The organism is Streptomyces sp. NBC_00286, assembly GCF_036173125.1.
GTDB lineage: Bacteria > Actinomycetota > Actinomycetes > Streptomycetales > Streptomycetaceae > Streptomyces.
The window spans coordinates 5,046,087-5,071,728 of sequence record NZ_CP108054.1; the positions used below are offsets into that span (position 1 = coordinate 5,046,087).

22 protein-coding genes are annotated in these 25,642 nt (G+C 69.5%); 9 read left to right on the top strand and 13 right to left on the bottom strand.

All coding sequences use genetic code 11. The features are described 5' to 3' along the window. Positions 1-18: 18 nt before the first annotated feature. Together OHT21_RS23105 and OHT21_RS23110 are read right to left on the bottom strand one after the other, a co-directional pair. Positions 19-990 carry a pirin family protein gene (locus OHT21_RS23105; RefSeq protein ID WP_328770258.1) on the bottom strand — a complete coding sequence of 324 codons (972 nt, stop codon included), beginning with the start codon at positions 988-990 and terminating at the stop codon, positions 19-21. A 111-nt stretch (positions 991-1,101) separates the two neighbouring features. After that, positions 1,102-1,575 (bottom strand): SseB family protein, encoded by a 474-nt coding sequence (locus OHT21_RS23110; protein WP_033320399.1) that lies wholly within the window; start codon positions 1,573-1,575, stop codon positions 1,102-1,104. A gap of 206 nt (positions 1,576-1,781) precedes the next feature. Between OHT21_RS23110 and OHT21_RS23115 the strand changes: the two genes are divergently transcribed. From OHT21_RS23115 to OHT21_RS23135, 5 genes are all read left to right on the top strand, one after another. Beyond that, a complete protein-coding gene (locus tag OHT21_RS23115; RefSeq protein WP_328770259.1) occupies positions 1,782-3,608 on the top strand; it encodes an acyl-CoA dehydrogenase in 1,827 nt (608 codons plus the stop codon). 174 nt (positions 3,609-3,782) lie between these two features. After that, on the top strand, positions 3,783-5,081 hold the full coding sequence (locus tag OHT21_RS23120; protein WP_328770261.1) for a M18 family aminopeptidase: 1,299 nt from the start codon (positions 3,783-3,785) through the stop codon (positions 5,079-5,081). Positions 5,082-5,214: 133 nt separating this feature from the next. Continuing rightward, positions 5,215-5,469, top strand: a complete 255-nt coding sequence (locus OHT21_RS23125; protein ID WP_328770262.1) for a DUF6458 family protein — start codon at positions 5,215-5,217, stop codon at positions 5,467-5,469. A 195-nt stretch (positions 5,470-5,664) separates the two neighbouring features. Then, a complete protein-coding gene (locus tag OHT21_RS23130; RefSeq protein ID WP_328770263.1) occupies positions 5,665-8,334 on the top strand; it encodes a SpoIIE family protein phosphatase in 2,670 nt (889 codons plus the stop codon). Between the two features lie 130 nt (positions 8,335-8,464). Continuing rightward, positions 8,465-8,806 (top strand): hypothetical protein, encoded by a 342-nt coding sequence (locus OHT21_RS23135; protein ID WP_328770264.1) that lies wholly within the window; start codon positions 8,465-8,467, stop codon positions 8,804-8,806. Here the strand turns inward: OHT21_RS23135 and OHT21_RS23140 are convergent. Then, on the bottom strand, positions 8,746-9,555 hold the full coding sequence (locus tag OHT21_RS23140) for a carbon-nitrogen family hydrolase (RefSeq protein WP_328770265.1): 810 nt from the start codon (positions 9,553-9,555) through the stop codon (positions 8,746-8,748). The two genes, OHT21_RS23135 and OHT21_RS23140, sit on opposite strands and share 61 nt — an antisense overlap. Positions 9,556-9,692: 137 nt before the next feature. On the opposite strand from OHT21_RS23140, the gene OHT21_RS23145 reads away from it, so the two are divergent. Continuing rightward, positions 9,693-10,517 carry a maleylpyruvate isomerase family mycothiol-dependent enzyme gene (locus OHT21_RS23145; RefSeq protein ID WP_328770266.1) on the top strand — a complete coding sequence of 275 codons (825 nt, stop codon included), beginning with the start codon at positions 9,693-9,695 and terminating at the stop codon, positions 10,515-10,517. Positions 10,518-10,704: 187 nt separating this feature from the next. Here OHT21_RS23145 and OHT21_RS23150 read toward each other — a convergent pair whose 3' ends face one another. From OHT21_RS23150 to OHT21_RS23160, 3 genes are all read right to left on the bottom strand, one after another. After that, positions 10,705-11,484: a hypothetical protein gene (locus OHT21_RS23150; protein ID WP_328770267.1), complete on the bottom strand. Its 780-nt coding sequence runs from the start codon at positions 11,482-11,484 to the stop codon at positions 10,705-10,707. Positions 11,485-11,749: 265 nt separating this feature from the next. Next, complete coding sequence (locus OHT21_RS23155) at positions 11,750-13,063, bottom strand: MFS transporter (protein WP_328770268.1); 1,314 nt, start codon at positions 13,061-13,063, stop codon at positions 11,750-11,752. Next, a complete protein-coding gene (locus OHT21_RS23160) occupies positions 13,060-13,770 on the bottom strand; it encodes a GntR family transcriptional regulator (RefSeq protein WP_328770269.1) in 711 nt (236 codons plus the stop codon). The genes OHT21_RS23155 and OHT21_RS23160 overlap by 4 nt, the downstream gene beginning before the upstream one ends. Before the next feature lie 279 nt (positions 13,771-14,049). Between OHT21_RS23160 and OHT21_RS23165 the strand changes: the two genes are divergently transcribed. Next, on the top strand, positions 14,050-14,883 hold the full coding sequence (locus tag OHT21_RS23165; protein ID WP_328774189.1) for a D-alanyl-D-alanine carboxypeptidase family protein: 834 nt from the start codon (positions 14,050-14,052) through the stop codon (positions 14,881-14,883). A gap of 152 nt (positions 14,884-15,035) precedes the next feature. On the opposite strand, the gene OHT21_RS23170 is transcribed toward OHT21_RS23165, so the two are convergent. The 5 genes from OHT21_RS23170 to OHT21_RS23190 form a co-directional block, all read right to left on the bottom strand. After that, entirely contained in the window at positions 15,036-15,416 is a 381-nt protein-coding gene (locus tag OHT21_RS23170; protein ID WP_328774191.1) for a YciI family protein, read from the bottom strand. 163 nt (positions 15,417-15,579) lie between these two features. Then, the gene (locus tag OHT21_RS23175; RefSeq protein ID WP_328770270.1) at positions 15,580-17,079 is read right to left on the bottom strand and encodes a dihydrolipoamide acetyltransferase family protein; all 1,500 of its coding nucleotides are present in this window, start codon (positions 17,077-17,079) and stop codon (positions 15,580-15,582) included. 10 nt (positions 17,080-17,089) lie between these two features. Continuing rightward, positions 17,090-18,070: an alpha-ketoacid dehydrogenase subunit beta gene (locus tag OHT21_RS23180; RefSeq protein WP_328770271.1), complete on the bottom strand. Its 981-nt coding sequence runs from the start codon at positions 18,068-18,070 to the stop codon at positions 17,090-17,092. 2 nt (positions 18,071-18,072) lie between these two features. Next, positions 18,073-19,239, bottom strand: coding sequence for a pyruvate dehydrogenase (acetyl-transferring) E1 component subunit alpha (pdhA, locus tag OHT21_RS23185; RefSeq protein ID WP_328770272.1), 1,167 nt, complete (start codon positions 19,237-19,239; stop codon positions 18,073-18,075). 484 nt (positions 19,240-19,723) lie between these two features. After that, positions 19,724-21,298 (bottom strand): protein kinase domain-containing protein, encoded by a 1,575-nt coding sequence (locus tag OHT21_RS23190; RefSeq protein WP_328770273.1) that lies wholly within the window; start codon positions 21,296-21,298, stop codon positions 19,724-19,726. 335 nt (positions 21,299-21,633) lie between these two features. On the opposite strand from OHT21_RS23190, the gene OHT21_RS23195 reads away from it, so the two are divergent. Continuing rightward, a complete protein-coding gene (locus OHT21_RS23195) occupies positions 21,634-23,295 on the top strand; it encodes a protein kinase domain-containing protein (RefSeq protein ID WP_328770274.1) in 1,662 nt (553 codons plus the stop codon). Positions 23,296-23,460: 165 nt separating this feature from the next. On the opposite strand, the gene OHT21_RS23200 is transcribed toward OHT21_RS23195, so the two are convergent. After that, a complete protein-coding gene (locus OHT21_RS23200) occupies positions 23,461-24,000 on the bottom strand; it encodes a bacterial proteasome activator family protein (protein WP_328774192.1) in 540 nt (179 codons plus the stop codon). Between the two features lie 150 nt (positions 24,001-24,150). Here OHT21_RS23200 and OHT21_RS23205 point away from each other — a divergent pair, with 150 nt between their 5' ends. After that, the gene (locus OHT21_RS23205; protein WP_328770275.1) at positions 24,151-24,627 is read left to right on the top strand and encodes a hypothetical protein; all 477 of its coding nucleotides are present in this window, start codon (positions 24,151-24,153) and stop codon (positions 24,625-24,627) included. Positions 24,628-24,657: 30 nt separating this feature from the next. Here OHT21_RS23205 and OHT21_RS23210 read toward each other — a convergent pair whose 3' ends face one another. Next, entirely contained in the window at positions 24,658-25,638 is a 981-nt protein-coding gene (locus OHT21_RS23210; protein WP_328770276.1) for an NAD(P)H-quinone oxidoreductase, read from the bottom strand. Positions 25,639-25,642: the final 4 nt, after the last annotated feature.

Below are 25,642 nucleotides of genomic sequence, written 5' to 3' on the forward strand. Positions count from 1 at the left end.
CGTTCCGCGTCCTGTGCGTCAGAGACCGCCCTCGGACATCCCGTGCACGGCCGGAATCGTACCCAGTCGTCCCTTCTGGAAGTCCTCGAAAGCCTGCTGCAGCTCCTCACGGGTGTTCATCACGAACGGCCCGTAGTGCGCCATCGGCTCACGGATCGGCTGGCCGCCGAGGAGGACAACCTCCAGGTCAGGCGTGTGCGAGTCCTGCTTCTCGTCCGCGCGGACGGTCAGCGAGGAGCCCGCGCCGAACACCGCGGTCTGGCCCAGATGGATCGGGCGGCGCTCCGCGCCCACGGCACCCTTGCCCGCCAGTACGTACGCGAGGCCGTTGAAGTCCTCACGCCAGGGCAGGGTGATCTCGGCGCCCGGCGCCAGCGTCGCGTGCACCATCGTGATCGGCGTGTGCGTGATGCCGGGGCCCTGGTGACCGTCCAGCTCACCGGCGATGACACGCAGCAGCGCGCCGCCGTCGGGGGTGCTGAGCAGCTGCACCTGACCGCCACGGATGTCCTGGTACCGCGGGGCCATCATCTTGTCCTTGGCCGGGAGGTTCACCCACAGCTGGAGGCCGTGGAAGAGACCGCCGGACATGACGAGCGACTCCGGCGGCGCCTCGATGTGGAGGAGGCCTGAACCGGCCGTCATCCACTGGGTGTCACCGTTGGTGATGGTGCCACCGCCGCCCTGACTGTCCTGGTGGTCGAAGATCCCGTCGATGATGTAGGTGACGGTCTCGAAGCCGCGGTGCGGGTGCCAAGGCGTGCCCTTCGGCTCCCCGGGTGCGTACTCCACCTCGCCCATCTGGTCCATCATGATGAACGGGTCGAGGTACTTGTAATTGATCCCCGCGAAGGCCCGGCGGACGGGGAAGCCCTCGCCCTCGAACCCACTTGGCGCGCTGGTCACCGCCAGCACCGGGCGGGCCACGGCCTCGGCCGACGCCACCACACGGGGCAGGGTCAGCGGGTTCTCGACGGTCACTGCAGGCATGTCGGTACCTCCTTGTGCTCCGAGTTTAGTTGACTATTGAACTTCCTGCCACCCGGAACAGAGAACGCCCGGAGGGAATTCCCTCCGGGCGCCTCGTGGTGTCGGGGCACGTCAGCCGTACATTCGGCGCATCGCGAAGTCGACCATCTGCTCGACCGCCTTCGCGTCGAAGACCATGCGGTGCTCGCCCTCCATGTCGAGGACGAAGCCGTAGCCGGTAGGGAGCAGGTCGATCACCTCGGCACCGGTGATCACGAAGTACTTGGACTCCTTGCCGGCGTACCGGCGCAGCTCCTTGAGCGAGGTGAACATCGGGATCACGGGCTGCTGGGTGTTGTGCAGCGCGAGGAAGCCGGGGTTGTCACCGCGCGGGCAGTAGACCTTGGACGTGGCGAAGACCTGCTGAAAGTCCTCGGCGGAGATCGCCCCCGTGGTGAACGCGCGCACCGCGTCCGCGAGCGAGGGCGGCGACGGCTCGGGGTAGAGCGGGCCGCTCTGCTGCCCGTACCCTCCGGGCTGGGGCGGCGGCTGAGGCTGCGCATACTGCTGCTGGCCGGGGCCCGCGGTCTGGTCGTAGCCGTACATGGGGGTCAGAGTAGCCGCCCTTCGCCTCCGACTGTTTCCAACCCCCACAAACCCACCCCACCCCACCCGGAGGGTTAGCTCACACTTGAGCCGCTAGGGGTTGATTCTTATTACCGACGGGTAGCATCATCGTGGCTACTTGTTGGTACACGAACCTAGGTCCGAGGATTCACCACCTCACCCGATCCCTTAACGGAGCCGTCGCCATGGGGCACTACAAGTCGAATCTCCGCGACATCGAGTTCAACCTCTTCGAGGTGCTCGGGCGCGACAAGCTGTACGGCAGCGGCCCGTTCGCGGAGATGGACGCCGAGACCGCCAAGAGCATCCTCGAAGAGCTGACCCGACTTTCGGAGAACGAGCTGGCGGAGTCCTTCGCGGACGCGGACCGCAACCCGCCGGTCTTCGACCCGGAGACCAACACCGCACCCGTACCGGCCAGCTTCAAGAAGAGCTACAAGGCCTTCATGGACTCCGAGTACTGGCGGCTCGGCCTGCCCGAGGAGATCGGTGGCACGACCGCCCCGCCGTCCCTGATCTGGGCGTACGCGGAGCTGGTTCTGGGCGCCAACCCGGCGGTGTGGATGTACTCCTCCGGCCCGGCGTTCGCCCGCATCCTCTTCGACGAGGGCACCGAGCAGCAGAAGCACATCGCCCAGATAGCCGTGGACCGGACCTGGGGTTCGACCATGGTGCTCACCGAGCCCGACGCGGGCTCGGACGTGGGCGCCGGGCGCACCAAGGCGGTTCAGCAGGAGGACGGCTCCTGGCACATCGAGGGCGTGAAGCGGTTCATCACGTCCGGTGAGCACGACATGGAGGAGAACATCCTTCACTACGTGCTCGCGCGGCCGGAAGGTGCCGGTCCCGGCACCAAAGGGCTGTCCCTCTTCCTCGTACCGAAGTACCTCTTCGACTTCGAGACCGGCGAGCTGGGCGAGCGCAACGGCGTGTACGCCACGAACGTCGAGCACAAGATGGGTCTCAAGGCCTCCAACACGTGCGAGATGACCTTCGGCGACCGCCACCCCGCCAAGGGCTGGCTGATCGGCGACAAGCACGACGGCATCCGCCAGATGTTCCGGATCATCGAGTTCGCCCGGATGATGGTCGGCACGAAGGCGATCTCCACGCTGTCGACGGGTTACCTGAACGCCCTTGAGTACGCCAAGGAGCGCGTCCAGGGCCCGGACCTCGCGAACTTCATGGACAAGACCGCCCCCAAGGTCACCATCACGCACCACCCAGACGTGCGCCGCTCGCTGATGACGCAGAAGGCGTACGCGGAGGGCATGCGCTCCCTCGTCATGTACACCGCGTCGGTCCAGGACGAGATCATGGTCAAGGAGGCCGCGGGCGAGGACACCGCCGCCCTCGAGGCCCTGAACGACCTGCTTCTGCCGATCGTGAAGGGCTACGGCTCCGAGAAGGCGTACGAGCAGCTGTCGCAGTCGCTGCAGACGTTCGGCGGCTCCGGCTATCTGCAGGAGTACCCGGTCGAGCAGTACATCCGGGACGCCAAGATCGACACCCTCTACGAGGGCACCACTGCGATCCAGGGCCAGGACTTCTTCTTCCGGAAGATCGTCCGCAACCAGGGTGCGGCGCTGAACTCACTCGCCGAGGACATCAAGAAGTTCCTGGCGATCGGTACGGGCGGCGAGGAGCTGTCGGCTGCCCGCGAGCAGCTCGCCAAGGCGGCCGTCGAGCTGGAGGCCATCGTCGGCCTGATGCTCACGGACCTCGCGGCGACCGAAAAGGACGTCAAGAACATCTACAAGGTCGGGCTCAACACCACCCGCCTGCTGATGGCCTCCGGTGATGTGGTCGTCGGCTACCTGCTGCTGAAGGGTGCCGCGGTCGCCGCCGAGAAGCTGGAGACGGCGCCGGCCAAGGACAAGGCCTTCTACACCGGCAAGATCGCCGCGGCCAAGTTCTTCGCGGCGAACGTCCTGCCGGGCGTCACCGGTGCGCGCAAGCTCGCCGAGGGCACCGACCTGGAGCTGATGGAGCTGGACGAAGCGGCCTTCTAGGAACGCTTCCGTACGCTTCGGCACATACGAGGCGGCCTTCCAGGAGCGTCCACGTACATACCGGAGCCCTACCGGAAAGTCACCTTCCGGTAGGCGGCCCCCTCCACATACCCCATACCAGGGCCCGTTCCCCATCGCCGGGAGCGGGCCCTCGTACGTCGTTAAGGTGAACCCATGCGCACACCCCCACGCTTTGATCGCGGCCATACCGACGACCTCATGTCCTTTCTGACGGCCAGCCCGTCGCCGTATCACGCGGTGGCGAACGCGGCCGAGCGGCTGGAGAAGGCCGGCTTCCGGCAGGTCGCCGAGACGGACGCGTGGGAGGGGGCGCACGGCGGGAAGTACGTGGTGCGCGGGGGCGCGCTCGTGGCCTGGTACGTGCCCGAGGGCGCCGATCCGCACACGCCCTTCCGGATCGTCGGAGCGCACACGGACTCCCCCAATCTGCGCGTGAAGCCGCAGCCGGACAGCGGAGCGCACGGCTGGCGCCAGGTCGCGGTCGAGATCTACGGCGGCCCGCTGCTCAACTCCTGGCTGGACCGCGACCTGGGCCTGGCCGGCCGGCTCTCGCTGCGCGACGGCACGACCCGCCTGGTGAACATCGACCGCGCCCTGCTGCGAGTCCCCCAACTCGCCATCCACCTGGACCGATCGGTCACCTCCGAGGGCCTCAAGCTCGACAAGCAGCGGCATCTGCAGCCGATCTGGGGGCTCGGCAACGACGTACGCGACGGGGATCTGATCCGTTTTCTCGAGCAGGAGTCCGGGCTGGCCGAGGGCGAGGTCACCGGCTGGGACCTGATGACGCACTCCATCGAGCCGCCGTCGTACCTGGGCCGGGACAGGGAGCTGCTCGCGGGTCCGCGCATGGACAACCTCCTGTCCGTGCACGCCGGTACGGCCGCGCTGGCGGCCGTCGCGACCTGCGATTCGGCCCTCCCGTTCATCCCGGTGCTGGCGGCGTTCGACCACGAGGAGAACGGCTCGCAGTCGGACACGGGGGCGGACGGTCCGCTGCTCGGAAGTGTGCTCGAGCGTTCGGTGTTCGCCCGCGGCGGTACGTACGAGGACAGGGCGCGCGCCTTCGCCGGCACGGTCTGCCTCTCCTCCGACACGGGCCACGCGGTCCACCCGAACTACGCCGAGCGGCACGACCCGACGCACCACCCGCGCGCGGGCGGCGGCCCCATCCTCAAAGTCAACGTCAACAACCGCTACGCCACGGACGGTTCGGGCCGCGCGGTCTTCGCCGCCGCCTGCGAGAAGGCCGCCGTGCCCTTCCAGTCCTTCGTCTCCAACAACTCGATGCCCTGCGGCACCACCATCGGCCCCATCACCGCCGCCCGCCACGGCATCAAGACGGTCGACATCGGCGTGGCCATCCTGTCCATGCACAGCGCCCGCGAACTGTGCGGCGCCGAGGACCCGTTCCTGCTGGCGAACGCGATGGTGGCGTTCCTGGAGGGTTAGAAGCCGAGTCCCGAACCTGTCTCCTCAAGTGAGTTGCCTCCGCATGGCCGGTCCGGCGGAGGGTACCCGGCCCGGGTCCGCAACAGCCGTGCGAACGGCGACAGAACACGGACAGGACAGGGAGGCCAGACTCATGGGTCTGGGTGGATGCATCATTCTGATCGCGGTAGGAGCCATTCTCACGTTCGCGACCGACTGGGACATGCAGGGAGTCAACCTCGACCTGGTCGGGATCATCCTGATCGTCGTCGGCCTGATCGGCGTCGCGACGTTCAGCAGCGTCGCCAAGCGCAGGCGCGTGGTGGTGCCGCCTTCGACACCGGTCGTCGAGGACGACGGGCACCACCATCGGCACCGGGACGGATACACCGACGGTTACGGCGTCTGATAGTCCACCACGTCAGGGCTGCGCCCCGAAGGGGCGCGGGGCCGTATTGATTTGCGGCTCCGCCGCGATGGGGGTCCCCCCGCTCGAGCGAATTCGAGAGTGGGGGAGCGACCAGCCACAGCGGACTCGCAGATGATCGACGGCCAATCTCTGCACCCACCAGCGGAGCGCCGACGCGTGTGAGACAAAAGAGGCATGGCCGGATTTATCGGCCGCCTGCGTTCGGTGCTGAGCGTCCGCACCGTCGCCCGGCAGGTCTTCGTGCTTCAGGTGGCGATCGTGGTGCTCCTCGTCGTCGCCGCGGTGACAGCCGTGTTGCTTCAGGTCCGCAGCGACAGCGAGCGCGAGGCCCGGAATCGTTCGCTCGCCGTGGCCGGGTCGTTCGCGAACGCGCCCGGTGTCGCGGCGGCCCTCGAAGGCCCGGATCCGACCGCCGTGCTCCAGCCGCGCGCGGAAGCCGCCCGCAGGGCGTCCGACGTGGACTTCATCGTGGTGATGACCACGGAAGGGATCCGCTACACCCACCCCAACCCCGAACAGATCGGCAAGCACTACATCGGCACCATCGATCGCGCCGTCGCGGGCGAAGTCGTACGGGAGACCTTCACCGGCACGCTAGGGCCGTCCGTGCGCGCCGTCGTCCCGGTCAGGGACGCGGACGACGAGATCGTCGGTCTGGTCGCCGCCGGTGTGACGCTGGCCAGCGTGGGCGGGGCGGTCGAGCACCAGCTGCCCGTGCTGTTCGGCTCGGCCGCCGTGGCCCTGGCCGTCGCCACCACCGGCACCGCCCTGGTCAGCAGGCGGCTGCGGCGCCAGACGCACGGGCTGGGGCCCGCCGAGATGACCCGGATGTACGAGCATCACGACGCGGTTCTGCATGCCGTACGGGAAGGCGTGCTGATCGTGGACGGCGACGGGCGGCTGGCGCTGGCCAACGACGAGGCGCGGCGGCTGCTCGAGCTGGGGCCGGACGCGGAGGGCCGGGCCGCGCTCGATCTGGGGCTCGGCCGCGACTTGGCCCGGCTGCTGGCCTCCGGGCGGGACGCCACCGACGAGGTGCACGTGACGCGGGACCGGCTGCTGGCGGTCAGCCAGCGGTCGACCGCGCGGGACGGCGGGCCGCCCGGCACCGTGGTCACCCTGCGCGACACCACCGAACTGCAGGCCGTCACCGGCCGGGCGGAGGCGGCCCAGGAGCGGCTGCGGCTGCTCTACGACGCCGGCCTGGAGATCGGCACCAGCCTCGACGTGACGCGTACGTCGCAGGAACTGGCGGACTTCGCGGTCCCCCGGTTCGCCGACTACGTCACCGTCGACCTGGCGGATCCCGTGCTGCGGGGCGGGGAGCCGAAGGAGGGCGACACGGATATGCGGCGGGTCGCGTTCCACGGCGTCAAGGAGGGCAGCCCCCTCTACCGGCTCGGCAAGCTGATCCACTTCGTACGGGACACTCCGCAGGCCGCCGGGTTCCTCGCCGGTGAGGCCGTGGTCGAGGCGGATCTGACCGCGTTCTCCGGCTGGCAGGTGCAGGACCCGGAACACTCCCGGGTGCTGGTGGAGTTCGGGATGCACTCGATGCTCACCGTCCCGCTGCGCGCCCGCGGCGTCGTCATGGGCGTGTCCACGTTCTGGCGCGCGGACCGGCCGGAGCCGTTCGACCAGGAGGACCTCTCCTTCGCCGAGGAGCTGGTGGCCCGCGCCGCCGTCAGCATCGACAACGCCCGCCGCTACACCCGCGAGCACGACATGGCCGTAACGCTGCAGCGCAGCCTGCTGCCGCGGGCCCTGCCCGACCAGAGCGCCCTGGAGGTGGCGTACCGCTATCTGCCCGCGCAGGCCGCGCGGGGCGGGGTCGGCGGGGACTGGTTCGACGTCATCCCGCTGCCGGGCGCGCGAGTGGCACTGGTCGTGGGCGACGTGGTCGGGCACGGCCTCCATGCGGCGGCCACGATGGGCCGGCTGCGGACCGCGATCCACAACTTCTCGACCCTGGACCTTCCGCCCGACGAACTCCTGTGGCACATGGACGAGTTGGTGGCGCGCATCGACCAGGACGAGAGCGGGGACGGAGATGCGGAGGAGGGTGCGCCGGTCACCGGGGCGACCTGCCTGTACGCGGTGTACGACCCCGCGTCCGGGGTGTGCACCGTCTCCCGCGCCGGTCATCTGGAGCCCGCGGTGGTCCGCCCGGACGGCAGCGTCGAGTTCCTCTCCGTCCCCGGCGGGCCTCCGCTGGGCCTCGGCAGCGGGCTTCCCTTCGAGGCGACGACGGTACGACTGTCCGAGGACAGCCGGCTCGTCCTGTACACGGACGGGCTCGTCGAGGGCCGGCGCCGGGACATCGACGAGGGCCTGGAGCTGCTGCGACACGCGCTGACCGGGCCCGGCCGGACGCCGGAGGAGACCTGCGACGCGGCCCTCGATGCCCTGCTGCCCGACCGGCCGCGCGACGACATCGCCCTGGTCGTCGCCCGCACCCGCACCCTCGGGGCCGACCGTACGGCGGCCTGGGAGGTACCGGCCGACCTGTCGGCGGTGGCGCGGGTCCGCGCGGCGGCGACCCGGACGCTTGAGGAATGGGGCCTGTCGGAGGAGGCGTTCACGACCGAGCTGATCCTCAGCGAACTGGTCACCAACGCCCTCCGCCACGCCACCGCCCCCATCCGCATCCGCCTGATCCGCGACCGCTCCCTGATCTGCGAAGTCTCGGACGCCAGCAGTACGGCCCCGCATCTGCGCCGGGCGGCCACGACGGACGAGGGCGGCCGGGGCCTGTTCCTGGTGTCGCAGTTCGCGGAGAGGTGGGGGACGCGGTACACGGGGGGCGGGAAGGTGATCTGGACGGAGCAGGTGCTGGGAGAGTGACGGCGGGTCCCGGCTTCGACCCGGAGCGGCCGGCCGTCGTCCGGTTCAGTGCCCGCGAACGTCCGGTTCAGCGCCGGCGCCGCGGCGGGTCCCGGTATCGCCCCGGAGCGGTCGGCCGTCTTCCGGTTCAGTGCCCGCGAACGTCCGGTTCAGCGCCGGCGCCGCGGCGGGTCCCGGTATCGCCCCGGAGTGGCCGGCCGTCTTCCGGTTCAGCGCCGGCGCCGCGGCGGGTCCCGGCTTCGACCCGGAGCGGTCGGCCGTCTTCCGGTTCAGCGCCGGCGCCGCGGCGGGTCCCGGCTTCGAGCCGGAGCGGTCGGCCGTCTTCCGGTTCAGCGCCGGCGCCGCGGCGGGTCCCGGCTTCGAGCCGGAGCGGTCGGCCGTCTTCCGGTTCAGCGTCCGCGAACGTCCGGTTCAGCGCTCGCGCCGCGGCGGTTCCAGCCCCAGCATCCTGTCCTTCAGCGCCGGGAACTGATCCCGGGTCACGCCAACCTTCGCCGGGTCGAACTCCACCGTGAGCACCTCCTCGTCCGGGCCCGCCTCGGCCAGTACCTCGCCCCAGGGATCCACCACGATCGAGTGACCGGCCTGCGGAACTCCCGCATGCGTACCGGCCGTTCCACACGCGAGGACGTACGACTGGTTTTCCACCGCGCGGGCCTGGGCCAGCAGCGTCCAGTGGGAGCGGCGGCGTTCGGGCCAGCCGGCGGGGATGACGAGGGTTTCGGCGCCGACGTCGACGAGACGGCGGAAGAGTTCGGGGAAGCGGAGGTCGTAGCAGGTCGCGAGGCCGAGCGTGGTCGACGGCAGTCGTACGGTGACGGCATCCGCGCCCGCGCTCATCAGCACCGCCTCGCCTTTGTCGAAGCCGAAGCGGTGGATCTTGCGGTACGAGGCGGTCAGTTCGCCGGAGGGGGAGAAGACGAGTGAGGTGTTGTAGAGGAGGCCGTCGGCGTCCCGTTCGGGGATGGAGCCCGCGTGCAGCCATACGCCCGCGTCGCTCGCCGCCTTGGCCATCGCCTCGTACGTCGGTCCGTGCAGCGGCTCTGCCTCGGTGCCGAAGGACTCGTAGGCGAACGCGCCCGTCGTCCACAGTTCGGGCAGCACCACCAGATCGGCACCGGACTGCTCGCGGACAAGGGCGGCCACGCGCTCTCGGCGCGCTTCGATCGATTCGCCCCCTTCGTCGTCGTATACACCGATCTGGATGAGGGAGGCGCGCACACTACCACCGTCCTGGCATTCGACCCGCGAAACGGGCCTACGATCGTCACACGAAAGCACTGCCGGGGTGCCTTGCAGCAGCGTAACTTAGCGGTCCAAGACACCCATGCCCGCGCACGAACCGCCCGAGGGGTCCCGTGAGTCTCCATCCCAGCCTTCAGAACTATGCCGACGCCTGGACCCACTCAGTGGAAGCGATATCCGAGCTGGTGCAGCCGCTCGTGGAGGGTGAGTGGAACCGGCGGACTCCCTGCCCGGGCTGGTCCGTCCGGGACATCGTCTCGCATGTGATCGGTATGGACTGCGAGATGCTCGGCGACCCGCGCCCGATCCACACGCTGCCGCGCGATCTGTACCACGTGACGAACGAGCACCAGCGGTACATGGAGATGCAGGTCGACGTACGCCGTCACCACACGGCACCGGAGATGACGTCCGAGCTGGAGTACACGATCATCCGCCGCAACCGGCAGCTGCGGAACGAGTCGCGCGAGCCGGACGCCAAGGTACGCGGTCCGCTGGGTACGGAGATCACCCTCGAACAGTCCATGCGCTACCGGGCGTTCGACGTCTGGGTGCACGAGCAGGACCTGCGCGCCGCGCTCGGCCGGCCGGGGAACCTGGACTCGCCGGGTGCGTACATCGTGCGCGACGAACTGCTCGCCGTACTGCCGAAGGTCGTCGCCAAGGAGGCGGGCGCGCCCGCCAACTCCGCGGTCGTCTTCGACGTCCACGGACCGGTCGACTTCCTGCGCACGGTCCGCGTCGACGCCGAGGGCAACGGGACGATAGACGGCGCCCCGTCGCTCGGTCCGGCGGCCACGCTCACGCTCGACTGGGAGACGTACTTCCGGCTGGCCTGCGGCCGGGTCACCATCGAAGCGGTGGCGGACCGCATCAAGACGGAGGGCGATCCGGAGCTGGCGGCGGCGATCCTGCGGCATTTCTTGGTGACGCAGTAGGTCGCGCAGTAGCTCACGCATTGGCGAGGGCCGCGGGTGCGCCGGGCGTCTGAGCGGGGATCGGGCCCCGGCGGGCGCGGAGTGTTCGCCTCGCGGCCCGCCGTGGGAGGCCCGCCGTCGTACGGTCGATGCTCGGGGCTCCGCGGTCAGCGGCCAGCGGCCAGCGGCCAGCGGCCAGCGGCCAGGCTCAGCGGTCCTCGGTGATGGTGGTCGCGATGCCGTCGGTGAGCTTGACCTCGGCGGAGACGCCGTTTTTGGCGGCGGCCTCCAGTTCGGCCGGGGTGCACTGGGTCAGCTCGGCGGAGTTCGGGCTTCCGCAGATGGTGCCCGCTCCGTAGATCAGGGTGTCGTCGGCGATGAAGAAGGCCTGCTCGACGCCCTTCATGTCGGACACCGTGAACTTGCCGGGCGCGAGGTAGCTGACGTTGCCGAACCATGTGCCGTTGACGCCCCCGGGGGTGCCGTTCTGCGCGTCGTGCCGTTCGCGGACCACGGTGGCGACGCCGTCCTTCATCGTCACGTCGGCGGTGACGGCCTTCTGCTTGGTGGCGGTCTCCAGCTCGTCGAGCGTGCACTGCGGGCGCTCCTCGGACTGCGGGCTGCCGCACACCTGGCCCGCGCCGTATACGAGCGTGTCCTCGGCGACGAAGAACGCCTGCTCCGTCTTGCCCGGGACCGTCACGGTGTACTTGCCCGGGGCGAGGTAACTGACCGTGCCGTTCTTGAACGTCCCGCTGACGCCCGACTTGGCGCCCGAGCCGTTGTTCGCGACCGGTGCCGAGTCCACCGAGTCCTGGTCCGTCGAGGACTTGGAGGTCCCGGAGTCCTTGGAGGCCTTGGACGACGAGCTGCCGGAGGACTTCGACGTGCCGGACGAGGAGTCGTTCTGGCACGCCGTCATCATTAATCCGGCGGTGGTGATCGCGGCGGTGACGACGAAGGCCTTGCGCAGGTGGCGGTTCATCATGGAAAACCCTTCCTGGGGCGCGGAGTTGCGGGACCTGGTGGGGCGTCGGCGCGCTTCCGCCGTGCCCCGCTGTGTGATCACTATGAGGTCCCGAAAGCCCCGCAGGTCACGCTCGTCCCCGCTTCACGACACCGTTGTCACGCGCCCATGACAGAGCAACATCTCGGCTGCGAAGGGCAGTTACGGACAACCACGCTGCGTCAGGCAGACAACCGGGCCGCGTCAGGCCGACCCGTGCGCCGCATCAGGCCGACACGTGCGCCGGTCACGCGGGCACGTGCACCGTCTCCACCCGGCTCGCGACCAGCCGTTCGCGCTCACGGCGAGCCGCCTGGCGGCGCAGCCGCAGGATCTGGCCGAGGCCGAGGGCCTGGAGCACGAACACGGCGGAGAAGGCGATGCCGTAGTCGTCGCCGGTCACGTCCAGCAGCGCACCGATCGCGAACAGCGTCGTCATCGAGGCCACGAAACCACCCATGTTGGTGATTCCGGAGGCCGTGCCCTGACGCTCGGGCGGGTTCGCGGGGCGGGCGAAGTCGAAGCCGATCATCGAAGCGGGGCCGCAGGCGCCGAGCACCGTGCAGAGCACGATCAGCAGCCACATCGGTGCGTGGTCGGCGGGATAGGCGAGCGTGGCGGCCCAGACGGCCGCCGTCGACAGCACCGTGCCGAGCGCCAGCGGAAGCCGTGCCGCGTGGTGCCGGGCGACGATCTGCCCGTACACCAGGCCGATGACCATGTTGGAGAGCACGACCAGCGTCAGCAGCTCACCGGCCGTCGCCCGCGAAAGACCCTGCGCCTCGACGAGGAACGGCATCCCCCACAGCAGCAGGAACACCATCGCCGGGAACTGCGTCGTGAAGTGCACCCACAGCCCGAGCCGCGTCCCGGGCTCCCGCCAGGACGCGACGATCTGCCGGCGCACATACGCGCCGCCCCGGTGCGGGAACGGCTCCGGCTCGTGCCCCTCGGGGTGGTCCTTGAGGAACAGCAGCATCAGTACGAGGACGACGACGCCCGCGAGCGAGCTCCCCGCGAAGGCCGCGGTCCAGCCGACGCCGTGCAGCAGCCGGGCCAGGACGAGCGTCGAGACGAGGTTGCCCGCCATGCCCACCAGGCCCGCCATCTGCGCGACCATCGGGCCGCGCCGGGCGGGGAACCAGCGCGCGCCGAGCCGCAGCACGCTGATGAACGTCATCGCGTCGCCGAGGCCTAGCAGTGCGCGGGCGGCCAGGGCCATCCCGTACGAGGGTGAGAAGGCGAAGCCCAGCTGACCTGCCGTGAACAGGAGTACGCCGATGGTCAGCACCTTCTTGGTGCCGAGCCGGTCCACCAGCAGGCCGACGGGTATCTGCATGCCCGCGTAGACGAGGAGCTGGAGGATCGAGAAGGTGGACAGCGCGGAGGCGCCCACGTCGAAGCGGTCGGCTGCGTCGAGTCCGGCCACCCCCAGGGACGTACGGAAGATGACCGCGACGAAGTAGACGGAGACGCCGACGGACCAGACGAGGACGGCGCGACGGCCGCCCGGCGGGTCGCCGGGGAGGGCGGCGGGCGTGGAGCGTGCCCGAGAGGTCATCGGACCTCACCCCGGGCCAGGTTGGAGAACCAGCTGACGTGCCGGTGGACCAGGTCGACGGCCGCCTCCGCGTCTCCGGAGCGCAGCGCTTCGAGGATCTCGCGATGTTCGGTGAGCGTCTTGGTGATGCGGTCGGGGTGGGCGTGCATCACGGCGACGCCCATGCGCAACTGCCGGTCGCGGAGCTGGTCGTAGAGCCGCGAGAGAATCTCGTTCCCGCCGCTGCGGACGATCTCGGCGTGGAAGCAGCGGTCGGTGACGGCGGCGCCCGCCAGATCCCCGGCCTCCGCCTGCTCCTTCTGCTTCTCGAGAAGCTGCGTGAGGCGCTCGATGAGCGCGGGCGAGGCCGGCACCGCCTTGCGGATCGCGTGCTCCTCGACGAGCTGCCGGGTCTCCACGACGTCGGCGATCTCCTGAGCGGAGACGGGCAGGACCAGCGCACCCTTCTTCGGGTAGAGCTTGATCAGCCCCTCGACCTCGAGCTTCAGCAGCGCCTCGCGAACGGGGGTGCGCGAAACCCCGACCGCCTCGGCCAGCTCGCCCTCGGTGAGCAGCGTCCCACCCTCGTAACGGCGCTCCAGGACGCCCTGCTTGACGTGCGCGTAGACGCGTTCGGCGGCGGGGGGCTGCTTGGCGGGCGATTGCTTGGCGGAGCGGGCCGCGGACGACGCGGTCCCGGTCGAGGTCGGGGAGGGTGCTGCAGGCATGCGCACAGCATAGATACAACACGTACGCATCGTCGCGGGCCGTCCAGGATTCGGGACGTACGGCGCTAAGGACACCCCGCCTCACGGATGGTGCAACCACCTGTGCTACTTACGTGTCATACGTGTCGCAGGGGCAGGCGATCCGCTCAGTCGCCGCCAAGTGACGCCCCCCTAGGGGCATTTGGGGCATACGACGTAATCGGGGTACTTAACTTGAAAACCGGCATTTGGAGCGCAGGGGTTCGCAGAGCCGCCGCCGTGGTCATCACCACCGGAGCCATGCTCGCGACCGGCGCCCTCACCGCGGCGCCCGCGCAGGCCCTCACCAAGCCCACGATCGCCGCCAAGGGCGGCTACGTGATGAACAACGGCACGGCCAGGACGCTCTACACAAAGGCCGCGGACACCCGCCGCTCCACCGGCTCCACCACGAAGATCATGACCGCGAAGGTCGTACTGTCGCAGCCGAACCTCAACCTGGACGCCAAGGTCACGGTCCAGAAGGCATACAGCGACTACATCGTCCAGAACAACTGGGCCTCGAACGCCAAGCTGATCGTCGGAGACAAGGTCACGGTCCGTCAGCTGCTGTACGGGCTGATGCTGCCGTCCGGCTGCGATGCCGCGTACGCGCTCGCCGACAAGTTCGGCTCCGGCTCGACGCGGGCCGCCCGCGTGAAGTCGTTCATCGGCAAGATGAACAAGCAGGCCAGGGACCTCGGCCTGACGAACACCCACTTCGACTCGTTCGACGGCATCGGCAGGGGCGCGAACTACTCCACGCCGCGCGACCTGACGAAGCTCGCCAGCAGCGCGATGAAGAGCCCCACGTTCCGCTCGATCGTCAAGACGAAGAAGTACACGGCGAAGACGACCACGAGGACCGGCGGCACCCGCACGATGGCGCCCTGGACGAACACGAACCCCCTCCTCGGCACCTACACCGGCGCCATCGGCGTCAAGACCGGCTCCGGCCCGGAGGCCAAGTACTGCCTGGTCTTCGCCGCCACGAGGAACGGCAAGACGGTCATCGGCACGGTGCTGGCGTCGACTTCGTCGACGAGTCGGGCATCGGATGCGAAGAAGATGATGGATTACGCGTTCAGGCGGTAGAGCGCCCTGGAGGCCGACGTCAGAGCGTCGGCTCCAGAGATACGACGGAGAGGGCCCGCCAGCGCCTACACGGCACGCGACGGGCCCTCTCCGAACCCCGGCACCGGCCGGCGGCGCCGGAGCCACCCGTTCCTGAACGCAGACGCAGGCACTCACGCAGGGCGCGGCGGCACGGCGTGCAGCTCCACCGGGATGTTCACGGGCTCGCCGCCCGGGCCGGGGGACACGGAAATCCGAGCGGCGATCTCCACCGCGCGCTCCATGCTGTCCACCTCGATCACCCAGTAACCGACCAGGAACTGTTCGTCCGGCCGGTACGGCCCCTGCGTGACCCGAGGTTCACCACCGGGGACGGCCTGCACCGTCGTAACCGCCTGGGGACCGGCAAGACCGCGGTCCTCCAGCAGCTCACCCCGCTTGCGCAACTCCTCGTCGAGCTCGACGTTGTACCGCACCAGCCGCTGCACGTCCTCCCCGGTCAGCGACCCCATGATCGCGTCCCAGTCATCGCGCTTGGACAACATCTGCACCATGTACTGCACGCCGGTCCTCCCATTCCCTCACTGAACCGCTCGCTCTTATTGACCGATTCGGGTGCGGGAACTCATCGCCCGGCTCAGCGGAGAAAAAAAGAGGGGCGCCGCAATCCGAGATTGCGGCGCCCCTCTCATCGTTGAACCCGTCCGGCCGAAGGCCTCACGCCCAAGTAATCAGCCGCTTCGGCTGCTCCAGGATCGCCGCCACATCCGCCAGCACCTTGGAGCCCAGCTCGCCGTCCACCAGGCGGTGGTCGAAGCTCAGCGCCAGCGTGGTGACCTGGCGGGGCTTGACCTTGCCCTTGTGGACCCACGGCTGGAGCTTGATGGCGCCGACGGCGAGGATCGCGGACTCGCCCGGGTTGAGCAGGGGCGTGCCGGTGTCGACGCCGAAGACGCCGACGTTCGTGATCGTGACCGTGCCGCCCTGCATTGCTGCCGGGGACGTCTTGCCCTCCCTGGCTGTCGACACCAACTCGCCCAAGGATTGCGCCAGTTCGGGCAGCGTTTTGGTGTGGGCGTCCTTGATGTTCGGGACGATCAGGCCGCGGGGGGTGGCCGCCGCGATGCCCAGGTTCACGTAGTGCTTGAGCACGATCTCCTGGTTCGCCTCGTCCCAGGACGCGTTCACCTCGGGGTGCCGCTTGATCGCCACCAGGAGGGCCTTGGCGATGAGCAGGAGGGGGTTCACGCGTAGGCCCGCGAGGTCCTTGTCCTGCTTGAGTTCCTCGATGAGCTTCATCGTGCGGGTCACGTCGACCGTCACGAACTCCGTGACATGCGGTGCCGTGAACGCCGAGTCGATCATCGCGGTCGCCGTGGCCTTGCGGACGCCCTTGATGGGGATACGGGTCTCACGGGCGCCCTCGTGCGACACCGCCGCCGGTGCCTGTGCGGGAGCGGCGACAGGTGTCTGCACCGGCTCGGGGGCCGGGGGCGCCGACGCCGCGTACACGTCCTCGCGCGTGATGATCCCGTCCGGCCCGGACGGGGTGACCGTCGCCAGGTCCACGCCGAGGTCCTTGGCCAGCTTGCGCACGGGCGGCTTCGCCAGCGGGCGGCCAGCCGCCGGAGCCGCACTACCGGCCGATGGCGGAGTGCCCACCGGAGACGGGCGGTCGGCAGGACTCGTGTGCCCGTTCAGCTCGCCCTGGACCGCGGCCGCAGCCGCAGCCTCGGGCTGCTGGGCCCCTGCCCGGGTCTGGGCCTGGGCCTGCTGAACCGGAACCCCCTTACGGGGACGCCGCTTCGTCGACGCCTCGGCCACGCCGTATCCGACCAGGACCGGTTTGCGCCCCTCGGGCTTCGGCGCCTCCTGAGCGGGCGGGGTCGTGGCCGGAGTCTCCGCAGGCGTCTCGGACTCCGCCGCCGGAGCAGGCCCACCGGCCCCGGCAGCCCCACCCCCCTCGTCGACCGTGATGATCGCCGTGCCTACGTCGACCGTCGTCCCTTCGGGGAACCGAAGCTCCCGCACGACCCCGTTGTACGGAATCGGCAGCTCGACGGCCGCCTTCGCCGTCTCGACCTCGCAGACCACCTGCCCGTCCGTGACGGAGTCACCAGGCTGCACGTACCACTTGAGGATCTCGGCCTCGGTGAGTCCCTCGCCCACGTCGGGCATCTTGAACTCCCGCACGGACGCTTCCGTCATCGTCGTCACGACCCTCTCCTCAGTACGCCAGCGAGCGGTCGACGGCATCGAGCACCCGGTCCAGGCCCGGAAGGTACTCGTCCTCCAGGCGTGCCGGCGGATACGGGGCGTGGTAGCCGCCGACCCGCAGAACGGGTGCCTCCAGGTGGTAGAAGCACCGCTCCGTGATGCGCGCGGCGATCTCCGCACCGGAGCCGAAGAACACCGGGGCCTCGTGGACCACGACCAGGCGGCCGGTCTTCTGGACCGAGGCCTGGACGGTGTCGAAGTCGATCGGCGAGACCGAGCGCAGGTCCAGGACCTCCAGCGACTTGCCCTCCTCCTCGGCAGCGTTCGCGACCTCCTGGCAGACCTTCACCATCGGGCCGTACGCGGCCAGCGTCAGGTCGCCGCCCTCGCGCACGACACGGGCCTTGTGCAGCGGCCCGGGGATCGCCTCGGCGTCGACCTCGGACTTGTCCCAGTACCGCCGCTTGGGCTCGAAGAAGATCACCGGGTCGTCGCTGTGGATGGCCTGCTGCATCATCCAGTAGGCGTCGCTCGCGTTCGACGGCGAGACCACCTTCAGGCCCGCCACATGCGCGAACAGCGCCTCCGGGGACTCCGAGTGGTGCTCTACGGCGCCGATTCCGCCACCGTACGGAATGCGGATGACGACCGGCAGCTTGATCTTGCCGAGCGCCCGCGCGTGCATCTTCGCGAGCTGCGTGACGATCTGGTCGTACGCCGGGAACACGAAGCCGTCGAACTGGATCTCCACCACCGGGCGGTAGCCGCGCAGTGCGAGGCCGATCGCCGTGCCGACGATGCCCGACTCGGCGAGCGGGGTGTCGATGACCCGGTCCTCGCCGAAGTCCTTCTGCAGACCGTCGGTGACCCGGAAGACACCGCCGAGCTTGCCGACGTCCTCGCCCATGATCAGGACCTTGGGATCGGCGTCGAGGGCCGTACGCAGCGATTCGTTGATCGCCTTGGCCAGCGCCATCTTTTCTGCCGCCATCGCTACTCGCCCTCCCCTTCCGCTACGAACGACGCCTGGTAGGCGGCGAACTGGGCCCGCTCCTCGTCGACGAGCGCGTGCCCGTCCGCGTACACGTTCTCGAAGATGGCGAAGTGGTCCGGATCCGGCATGGCACGGACCACTTCGCGCACTCGCCTGCCCAACGCCTCGCTCTCGGCTTCGAGTTCCCCGAAAAATCCCTCATTCGTGTCAGTTTCGGACGCCAGATAGCTGCGCAGGCGCTGGATCGGGTCCTTCGCCTCCCAGGAAATCCGCTCGTCGTCGTGCCGATAGCGGCTCGGGTCGTCGGAGGTGGTGTGCGCGCCCATGCGGTACGTGAAGGCCTCGACGAGCGTGGGTCCCTCACCCCGCCGGGCCCGCTCCAGGGCCCACTTGGTGACGGCCAGGCAAGCCAGTACGTCATTGCCGTCGACGCGTACGCCCGGGAAGCCGTATCCCTGCGCCCGCTGGTAGAGCGGGACGCGGGTCTGCTTCTCGGTGGGCTCGGAGATCGCCCACTGGTTGTTCTGGCAGAAGAACACCACGGGGGCGTTGTAGACCGCGGAGAAGGTGAACGATTCCGCAACATCGCCCTGGCTGGAGGCGCCGTCCCCGAAGTACGCGATCACGGCCGAGTCCGCGCCGTCCTTGGCCACGCCCATCGCGTAGCCGGTGGCGTGCAGGGTCTGCGAGCCGATGACGATCGTGTAGAGGTGGAAGTTGTTGCTGTTGGGGTCCCAGCCGCCGTTGTTCACGCCGCGGAACATGCCGAGCAGATTGGTCGGGTCGACGCCGCGGCACCAGGCGACGCCGTGCTCGCGGTAGGTCGGGAAGACGTAGTCGTCGTCGCGCAGGGCCCGCCCGGAGCCGATCTGGGCGGCCTCCTGGCCGAGCAGCGAGGCCCACAGGCCCAGCTCGCCCTGGCGCTGCAAAGAGGTCGCCTCGGCGTCGAAGCGGCGGGTGAGCACCATGTCGCGGTACAGACCGCGCAGCTCTTCGGGGGTGATGTCGGCGACGTACGGGTCGTACTCGGCGTGCTTGACGCGCTTGCCCTCCGGCGTCAGCAACTGCACCAGTTCGGTGCCTTTGCTCGCCGGCTTTTTGGCGCTGGTGCGTTTCGTACCGGCGCTGCGTCGCGGCTTGCGCGCGGCAGTGCTCTCCACGGTCACGTGTGCTCCTCCGTCGGTCCGGCCCCCCGGGATTGCCGGGTGACCAGTGCGGCTCGCCTGTTCCGGTACCCGTGCACGGGTAGGTGCCCTCGGCCGGGAACAGGCGTGACAGGTGCCCCGGCGAGCGCCCTGCAACTAGCACGTTACCCAGTGCCCCACACCCGTGGGAAACCCCTCCTGACCTGCGTTTTTGCTTGGATATCCAAGTAGTTTTTAGTCGGATTTCCTAACAGATCACTCAGGTCGGGAGCAGCCGCTGGTCACAGCCTTGCAGGGGGCCGGAACACCGGCACGTTATCCCGGTCACCCTGGGGACGGGAAGAGTTCGCCTTGGTGGAGCAGTGAGCACGTTTGGCCTCGCCCCCTCCCTCGCACCCCACCTGGGTGCCGGGGAGCCTCCCGAAACGGCACGCGCGCGTGGAGCCCGTTTTCGGGCCGCACGCGCGCGTAGAGGGTGCTTCGAGGCCGGTCTCAGGCCTAGCGCCTAGCCGCCGGTATTACCGCCGACGGTTTCCTCCGACGGATCCGCCGACGGCACCGAGGGATCCACGTCCGACGGATCCGCCGACGGCTCGTCCGCCGGATCCGACGCCGAGGGCTGCGGAGTCGAGGGGTCGGCCGTGGGCTCGCTCGGCGTCGCCGTCGGCTCGTCCGTCGGCTCGTCCGACGGCTCCGGATCCCTGGACGGCGTGTAGTCCGAGTCACCACCAGTGCCGGCGCCGTCGTCCTGCGAAGGCGTTTCCGCGTCCTCGGACGAGGGGCTCTCGCTCGGCGTCGGGTCCTTCTCGGTCTGCGAGGTCGTCGGCGACTGCGTGGTGCCGTCGCCCCCGCCACCGCTGTCGTCCCCTGTGCCCTGGAGGGCCAGCGCGACGCCCGCCCCGATGGCGATCACCGCGAGTACGGCCAGGATCCACAGCTTGCCGCGCCCGCCGCCCCGGTTGCCGTGGCCGTTGCCGTCGAAGCCGCCGTCGTCGCCCCCGCGGTTCGGCAGAATCGGCGCCGGGATCTGAGAGGTGCCCGAGTCGCTCTGGTGCGGCATGACGTTCGTGCCCGCCATGCCCATCGACGGGGTGCTGCCGGTCTCGTGCAGCATCACGGGGCCGGTGTTCCAGGTGCCGGTGTGGCCGCCCTGGTCGTACAGCATCTGCAGCGCGTACTGGACGAGGCCGCGCATCTCCTCGGCGGTCTGGAACCGGTCGTCCGGCTCCTTCGCGAGGGAGCGCATGACCAGGCCGTCCAGCTCCGGCGGCGCCACGTCCGAAGCCTCGGAAGGGGGCACCGGAATGTCCTGAACGTGCTGGTAGACCACCGACAACGGGGTCTCACCCGTGAACGGCGGCCGCAGCGCGAGAAGTTCGTACAGCAGACAGCCCGTCGCGTACAGGTCGCTGCGGTGGTCGACCGCCTTGCCGAGCGCCTGCTCGGGGGAGAGGTACTGGGGCGTGCCCATGACCATGCCGGTCTGGGTCATCGTCGACTGCGCGCCGTGCAGGGCGCGCGCGATGCCGAAGTCCATCACCTTCACCGCGCCGGTGTTGGTGATGATCACGTTCGCGGGCTTGATGTCGCGGTGCACGATGCCGTGCTGGTGCGAGTACGCCAGCGCCTCAAGCACACCGGAGACGATGATCAGCGCCTGCTCGGGGCCGGGGGCCTCGGCGTTGATCAGCAGATCGCGGATCGTACGGCCCTCGACGAGCTCCATGACGATGTACGGCACGGTGTTGCCGGCGATCACGTCCTCGCCGGAGTCGTAGACCGCCACCACCGCATGGTGGTTGAGGCCCGCCACCGACTGGGCCTCGCGCGTGAAGCGGGCCTTGGACACCGGGTCCTCGGCCAGGTCGGAACGCAGCAGCTTGACCGCGACCGTCCGCCCCAGGCGTACGTCCTCGGCCGCGAACACCTCGGCCATGCCACCCCGGCCGAGTCTGCGGGTCAGCCGATACCGGCCATCCCCGACAAGCCCGCCGTTACCCCACATGTCCGGCGCATCTGACATACCGCCGCCAGTCGCCTCGGGGTCGGACGGGCCCTGAGCGCGCTGCTGCTGTGCCATCAGTCCTCGCCGTCGTTTCACCCGCGTCCGCGCGGTGGTTGCTACCGTCTCCAACGGGCCACGCTACAGCCTCCACACGAGGCGCCGGTCCGAGATGGACGGGTCATGAAACCCGTAGCTGGTCTCCGGGTGCAAATTCTGTGTACCGGCCGCACGCCACCTGTAACGCTTCCGCGACGCTTCTTTCGCGTACGGTCACGGATCGGGCACCGCGCTTGACGTGTCAGTGCCCTCCGGCAGACTTGGCCGGGAATGGGTCAAAGGATCACCGACCGCGGGAGCACATCAGCAGCTTTCGCCCGCGCGACGGCGCACGCCAATGGGGGACGCAGAACATGAGCCAGGACGGCGCACAGGGCCGGTACGCGGGGCGTGCGGTCGCCGGCGGCCGCTATCAACTGCGTGATCTGCTCGGCGAGGGCGGCATGGCCTCGGTCCATCTCGCATACGACGCGGTGCTCGACAGGCAAGTAGCGATCAAGACACTTCACACAGAGCTGGGACGCGAACAAGCCTTCCGTGAGCGCTTCCGCCGCGAGGCCCAGGCAGTGGCGAAACTCACTCACACGAACATCGTCTCGGTCTTCGACACCGGCGAGGACACGCTGCTCGATAGCGGCTCCGCCGCGGGCTCCGGCGCGCCCACTCCATACATCGTCATGGAGTACATCGAGGGCAAGCCGCTCGGCTCCGTCCTCGAGGCGGACATCGCGCAGTACGGCGCGATGCCCTCCGACAAGGCCCTGAAGATCACCGCGGATGTGCTGGCGGCGCTGGAGATCAGCCACGAGATGGGCCTGGTCCACCGCGACATCAAGCCGGGCAACGTGATGATGACGAAGCGGAACGTCGTCAAGGTGATGGACTTCGGCATCGCCCGCGCCATGCAGTCCGGCGTCACCTCCATGACCCAGACCGGCATGGTGGTCGGCACCCCGCAGTACCTCTCGCCGGAGCAGGCGCTGGGCAGGGGCGTGGACGCCCGCTCGGACCTGTACTCCGTCGGCATCATGCTCTTCCAACTGGTCACCGGGCGGCTGCCGTTCGAAGCGGACTCGCCGCTGGCGATCGCGTACGCACACGTCCAGGAGGAGCCCGTCGCGCCCTCCTCGATCAACCGCTCGCTGCCGCCGGCCGTGGACTCGCTGATCGCCCGCGCGCTGAAGAAGAACCCGAACGAGCGCTTTCCGAGCGCCGAGGCGATGCGCGACGAGTGCCAGCGCGTGGCCCAGTCGCTGCACGCGGCCGCGCCGAGCATCGTCCCGGGCGCGCAGACGTCGAGCGGCGCCGGCGTCGGCTCCGCGGTCTTCCCGCCGGTCGGCCAGACGGGCCCGAGCGCGTCGGGGAACGTCCAGACGCCGTACACGCCCGGTCCGTACGGCCCGCCGACGCCCTCGCCCGCGCCGCAGTCCCCGGCCTACGGCTATCCGCAGCAGGGCGGCTACCCGACGCCTCCGCAGACCGCGGCGTACTCCCCGCAGCAGGGCATGTCGACCCCGCCGCCGTACACGATCTCCCCGCAGCAGCCCTCGGCCCCCTCCCCGGGTGGCGGCGGCAGCAAGAGCAACCTGCCGGTGATCGTCGGCTCGGCCGTCGTCGCGCTCACCGCCGTGGTCAGCCTGATCGTGGCGCTGAACATGGGCGGCGACGAGGAGGGTGGTGGCGGGGACGCCAGCGCGTCGCCGACGCAGCAGCAGGAGGCCGGGTACAAGGGGCCGGACCCGTCGAAGACGATCGATCCGGAGGAGTGCACGGAGCCGGACGAGTCGTACAACGACCCCAACAAGATCAAGCTGCCCGACTTCACCTTCAAGAACATCGACTCGGTGAAGAAGTGCATGCAACAGGCGGGCTGGCAGTACTCGGAAAAGCCGGTCGAAGAGAACACCTACGGCGACGGCACGATCATGAACCAGTTCCCCGCGAAGGACACGGACGTCGACCCCAACGACATGCCCAAGATCGAACTCGGGGTCTCGACGGGCAATCCGGCTTGATACTCCGGGCAGCCTGATCCTCTGGAGAGACAGGCCGGACACGCAGTCGGCTTGACACACGAACGGCCACGCGAAGGGGCCCGGCATCCGTGCCGGGCCCCTTTCGTCTGCGCGCCGCCGCTTTTCGCGTACGGATCTAGCAGTACGCCTCTACAAGTACCGCGCTCACAGGTACGGCCCGCCCGAGCGGCCGCCCTTGGGCGGCTCTTCGTCACCCTCGCCGCCGACCCCCGGCGGCAGGGCGCGGCGCATCTGCTCCAGCTGGGCACGGGCCGCCATCTGCTGGGCGAACAGCGTCGTCTGGATTCCGTGGAAGAGGCCCTCCAGCCAGCCCACCAACTGGGCCTGCGCGATACGCAGCTCCGCGTCGGAGGGGACCGCCTGTTCCGTGAACGGCAGGGACAGCCGCTCCAGCTCCTCGACGAGGTCCGGAGCGAGACCGTCCTCCAGCTCCTTCACCGAGCTGGCGTGGATCTCTTTGAGGCGGACCCGGCTCGCCTCGTCCAGAGGTGCCGCCCTCACCTCCTCCAGCAACTGCTTGATCATGCTCCCGATGCGCATGACCTTGGCGGGCTGCTCCACCATCTCCGTCACCGGGACCTCGCGGGAGTCGTCGTCTCCTCCGCCGCCGAGAGCCATGCCGTCCTGGCCTACGACCAGGATCTGTGGGTTCTCCGGCGACCTTTCGTTCCTCGGCATCTCCATGCCGCCATTCTCTCGCACGCGTACACCTCACCACCCTGGTGCCCCCTCGCGAAAGAGATCCATCACCGAATGCGACCAGATGCCGGATTGCGGGGCGCGTGTGACGCTTGATGCGTCTGGGCGCCCGAGCATCGGGAGGGGGTCACCGACATGACTCCGAGGCTTCGCACGCTGAGTACAACGGGCCTGCTGCTGGTCCTGACGACGGCACCCGCACCTGTCTCGTACGCGTCGTCGGCGCCGCCCCGCTTGTCTGCCGCGTCCGCCTCGCTCGCATTGCGCGTCGCCCCGCCGACCGCTTCGTACGCCGTCGAGCCCCGCCCCGCGGAGTCGCGCGCCGGCAGCAGTGCGGGCGTCGGGCGGCCGAGGCCGGGGGAGAAAGCCCCCGCCATACGCGAGGAGCTCGACCCCGGCGTCCCCGAGGTGCCGGATATCCCGGTCGCCCCGGAGACCGGCGTCGACGCAGGCGTACGACCCGACGTGGCCCCCGAGCCGTCACAGCACGCCGCGCCACCGTCCTCTTCCTCGGAACCCCTGTGGCACGTCTTCTCCCTGGGCAGCGGCCTGGTCCTCATCGGGCTCGGCCTGGGACTCGCGTTCCTCGGCCTGCGCGTACGGCGCGGCTGAGACGCCGTACGGGAGGGCGCTGAAGTCGTCTTACGGGAGCGTCAGCAGCACTTTTCCGATGTGCCCGCTCTCCTCCAGCACGCGGTGCGCCGCAGCCGCCTCGCTCATCGGCAGCTCACGGTCGACGACGGGACGTACATGCCCGCCGGAGATCAGCGGCCAGACGTGCTCGCGTACGGCCGCGACGATCGCCGCCTTCTCGGCGACGGGCCGGCCCCGCAACGAGGTCGCGGTGATGGCGGCCCGCTTGCCCAGGAGCGCGGCGAGGTTCAGTTCGCCCTTGACGCCGCCCTGGAGGCCGATGATCGCGAGGCGGCCGTTGGTGGCGAGCGCCTTGACGTTCCGGTCCAGGTACTTGGCGCCCATGATGTCGAGGATGACGTCCGCGCCCGCGCCGTCCGTGGCGGTCCTGATCTCCTCGACGAAGTCCTGCTCGCGGTAGTTGATCAGCACGTCCGCGCCCAGCTCGGCGCAGTGTTCCAGCTTCTCCTTGCTGCCCGCCGTGACGGCGACCTTCGCGCCGACGGCCTTGGCCAGCTGGATCGCCATGGTGCCGATGCCGCTCGCTCCGCCGTGCACGAGGAGGGTCTCGCCGGGGCGGAGGTGGGCGATCATGAAGACGTTTGACCAGACGGTGCAGGTCACCTCGGGCAGCGCGGCCGCCTGCTGAAGCCCGATGCCCTCGGGCACGGGCAGCAGTTGTCCGGCCGGTACGGCGACCTTCTCGGCGTACCCGCCGCCCGCGAGCAGCGCGCACACCTCGTCGCCGACGGCCCATCCCGAGACGCCGGGGCCGAGCGCGGCGATGCGTCCGGAGCATTCGAGTCCCGGGTACGGGGAGGTGCCGGGCGGTGGATCGTAGAAGCCCTGCCGCTGGAGGAGATCGGCGCGGTTGACCGCCCCGGCCACCACCTCGACCAGCACTTCGCCCTCTCCGGGCACCGGATCCGGGACCTCGTCCCATACCAGTGCCTCGGGTCCACCAGGTTCTGGAATCGTGATCGCACGCATGCGG

Excerpts from the sequence above, each read along its gene's own strand:
- OHT21_RS23130 (WP_328770263.1), top strand. The coding sequence starts at position 5,665 with ATGGCCGGATTTATCGGCCGCCTGCGTTCGGTGCTGAGCGTCCGCACC.
- OHT21_RS23160 (WP_328770269.1), bottom strand. The coding sequence starts at position 13,770 with ATGCCTGCAGCACCCTCCCCGACCTCGACCGGGACCGCGTCGTCCGCG.
- OHT21_RS23115 (WP_328770259.1), top strand. The coding sequence starts at position 1,782 with ATGGGGCACTACAAGTCGAATCTCCGCGACATCGAGTTCAACCTCTTC.
- OHT21_RS23105 (WP_328770258.1), bottom strand. The coding sequence starts at position 990 with ATGCCTGCAGTGACCGTCGAGAACCCGCTGACCCTGCCCCGTGTGGTG.
- OHT21_RS23125 (WP_328770262.1), top strand. The coding sequence starts at position 5,215 with ATGGGTCTGGGTGGATGCATCATTCTGATCGCGGTAGGAGCCATTCTC.
- OHT21_RS23165 (WP_328774189.1), top strand. The coding sequence starts at position 14,050 with ATGCTCGCGACCGGCGCCCTCACCGCGGCGCCCGCGCAGGCCCTCACC.
- OHT21_RS23195 (WP_328770274.1), top strand. The coding sequence starts at position 21,634 with ATGAGCCAGGACGGCGCACAGGGCCGGTACGCGGGGCGTGCGGTCGCC.
- OHT21_RS23180 (WP_328770271.1), bottom strand. The coding sequence starts at position 18,070 with ATGGCGGCAGAAAAGATGGCGCTGGCCAAGGCGATCAACGAATCGCTG.
- OHT21_RS23205 (WP_328770275.1), top strand. The coding sequence starts at position 24,151 with ATGACTCCGAGGCTTCGCACGCTGAGTACAACGGGCCTGCTGCTGGTC.
- OHT21_RS23200 (WP_328774192.1), bottom strand. The coding sequence starts at position 24,000 with ATGGAGATGCCGAGGAACGAAAGGTCGCCGGAGAACCCACAGATCCTG.
- OHT21_RS23110 (WP_033320399.1), bottom strand. The coding sequence starts at position 1,575 with ATGTACGGCTACGACCAGACCGCGGGCCCCGGCCAGCAGCAGTATGCG.
- OHT21_RS23150 (WP_328770267.1), bottom strand. The coding sequence starts at position 11,484 with ATGATGAACCGCCACCTGCGCAAGGCCTTCGTCGTCACCGCCGCGATC.
- OHT21_RS23120 (WP_328770261.1), top strand. The coding sequence starts at position 3,783 with ATGCGCACACCCCCACGCTTTGATCGCGGCCATACCGACGACCTCATG.
- OHT21_RS23170 (WP_328774191.1), bottom strand. The coding sequence starts at position 15,416 with ATGGTGCAGATGTTGTCCAAGCGCGATGACTGGGACGCGATCATGGGG.
- OHT21_RS23210 (WP_328770276.1), bottom strand. The coding sequence starts at position 25,638 with ATGCGTGCGATCACGATTCCAGAACCTGGTGGACCCGAGGCACTGGTA.
- OHT21_RS23190 (WP_328770273.1), bottom strand. The coding sequence starts at position 21,298 with ATGGCACAGCAGCAGCGCGCTCAGGGCCCGTCCGACCCCGAGGCGACT.
- OHT21_RS23155 (WP_328770268.1), bottom strand. The coding sequence starts at position 13,063 with ATGACCTCTCGGGCACGCTCCACGCCCGCCGCCCTCCCCGGCGACCCG.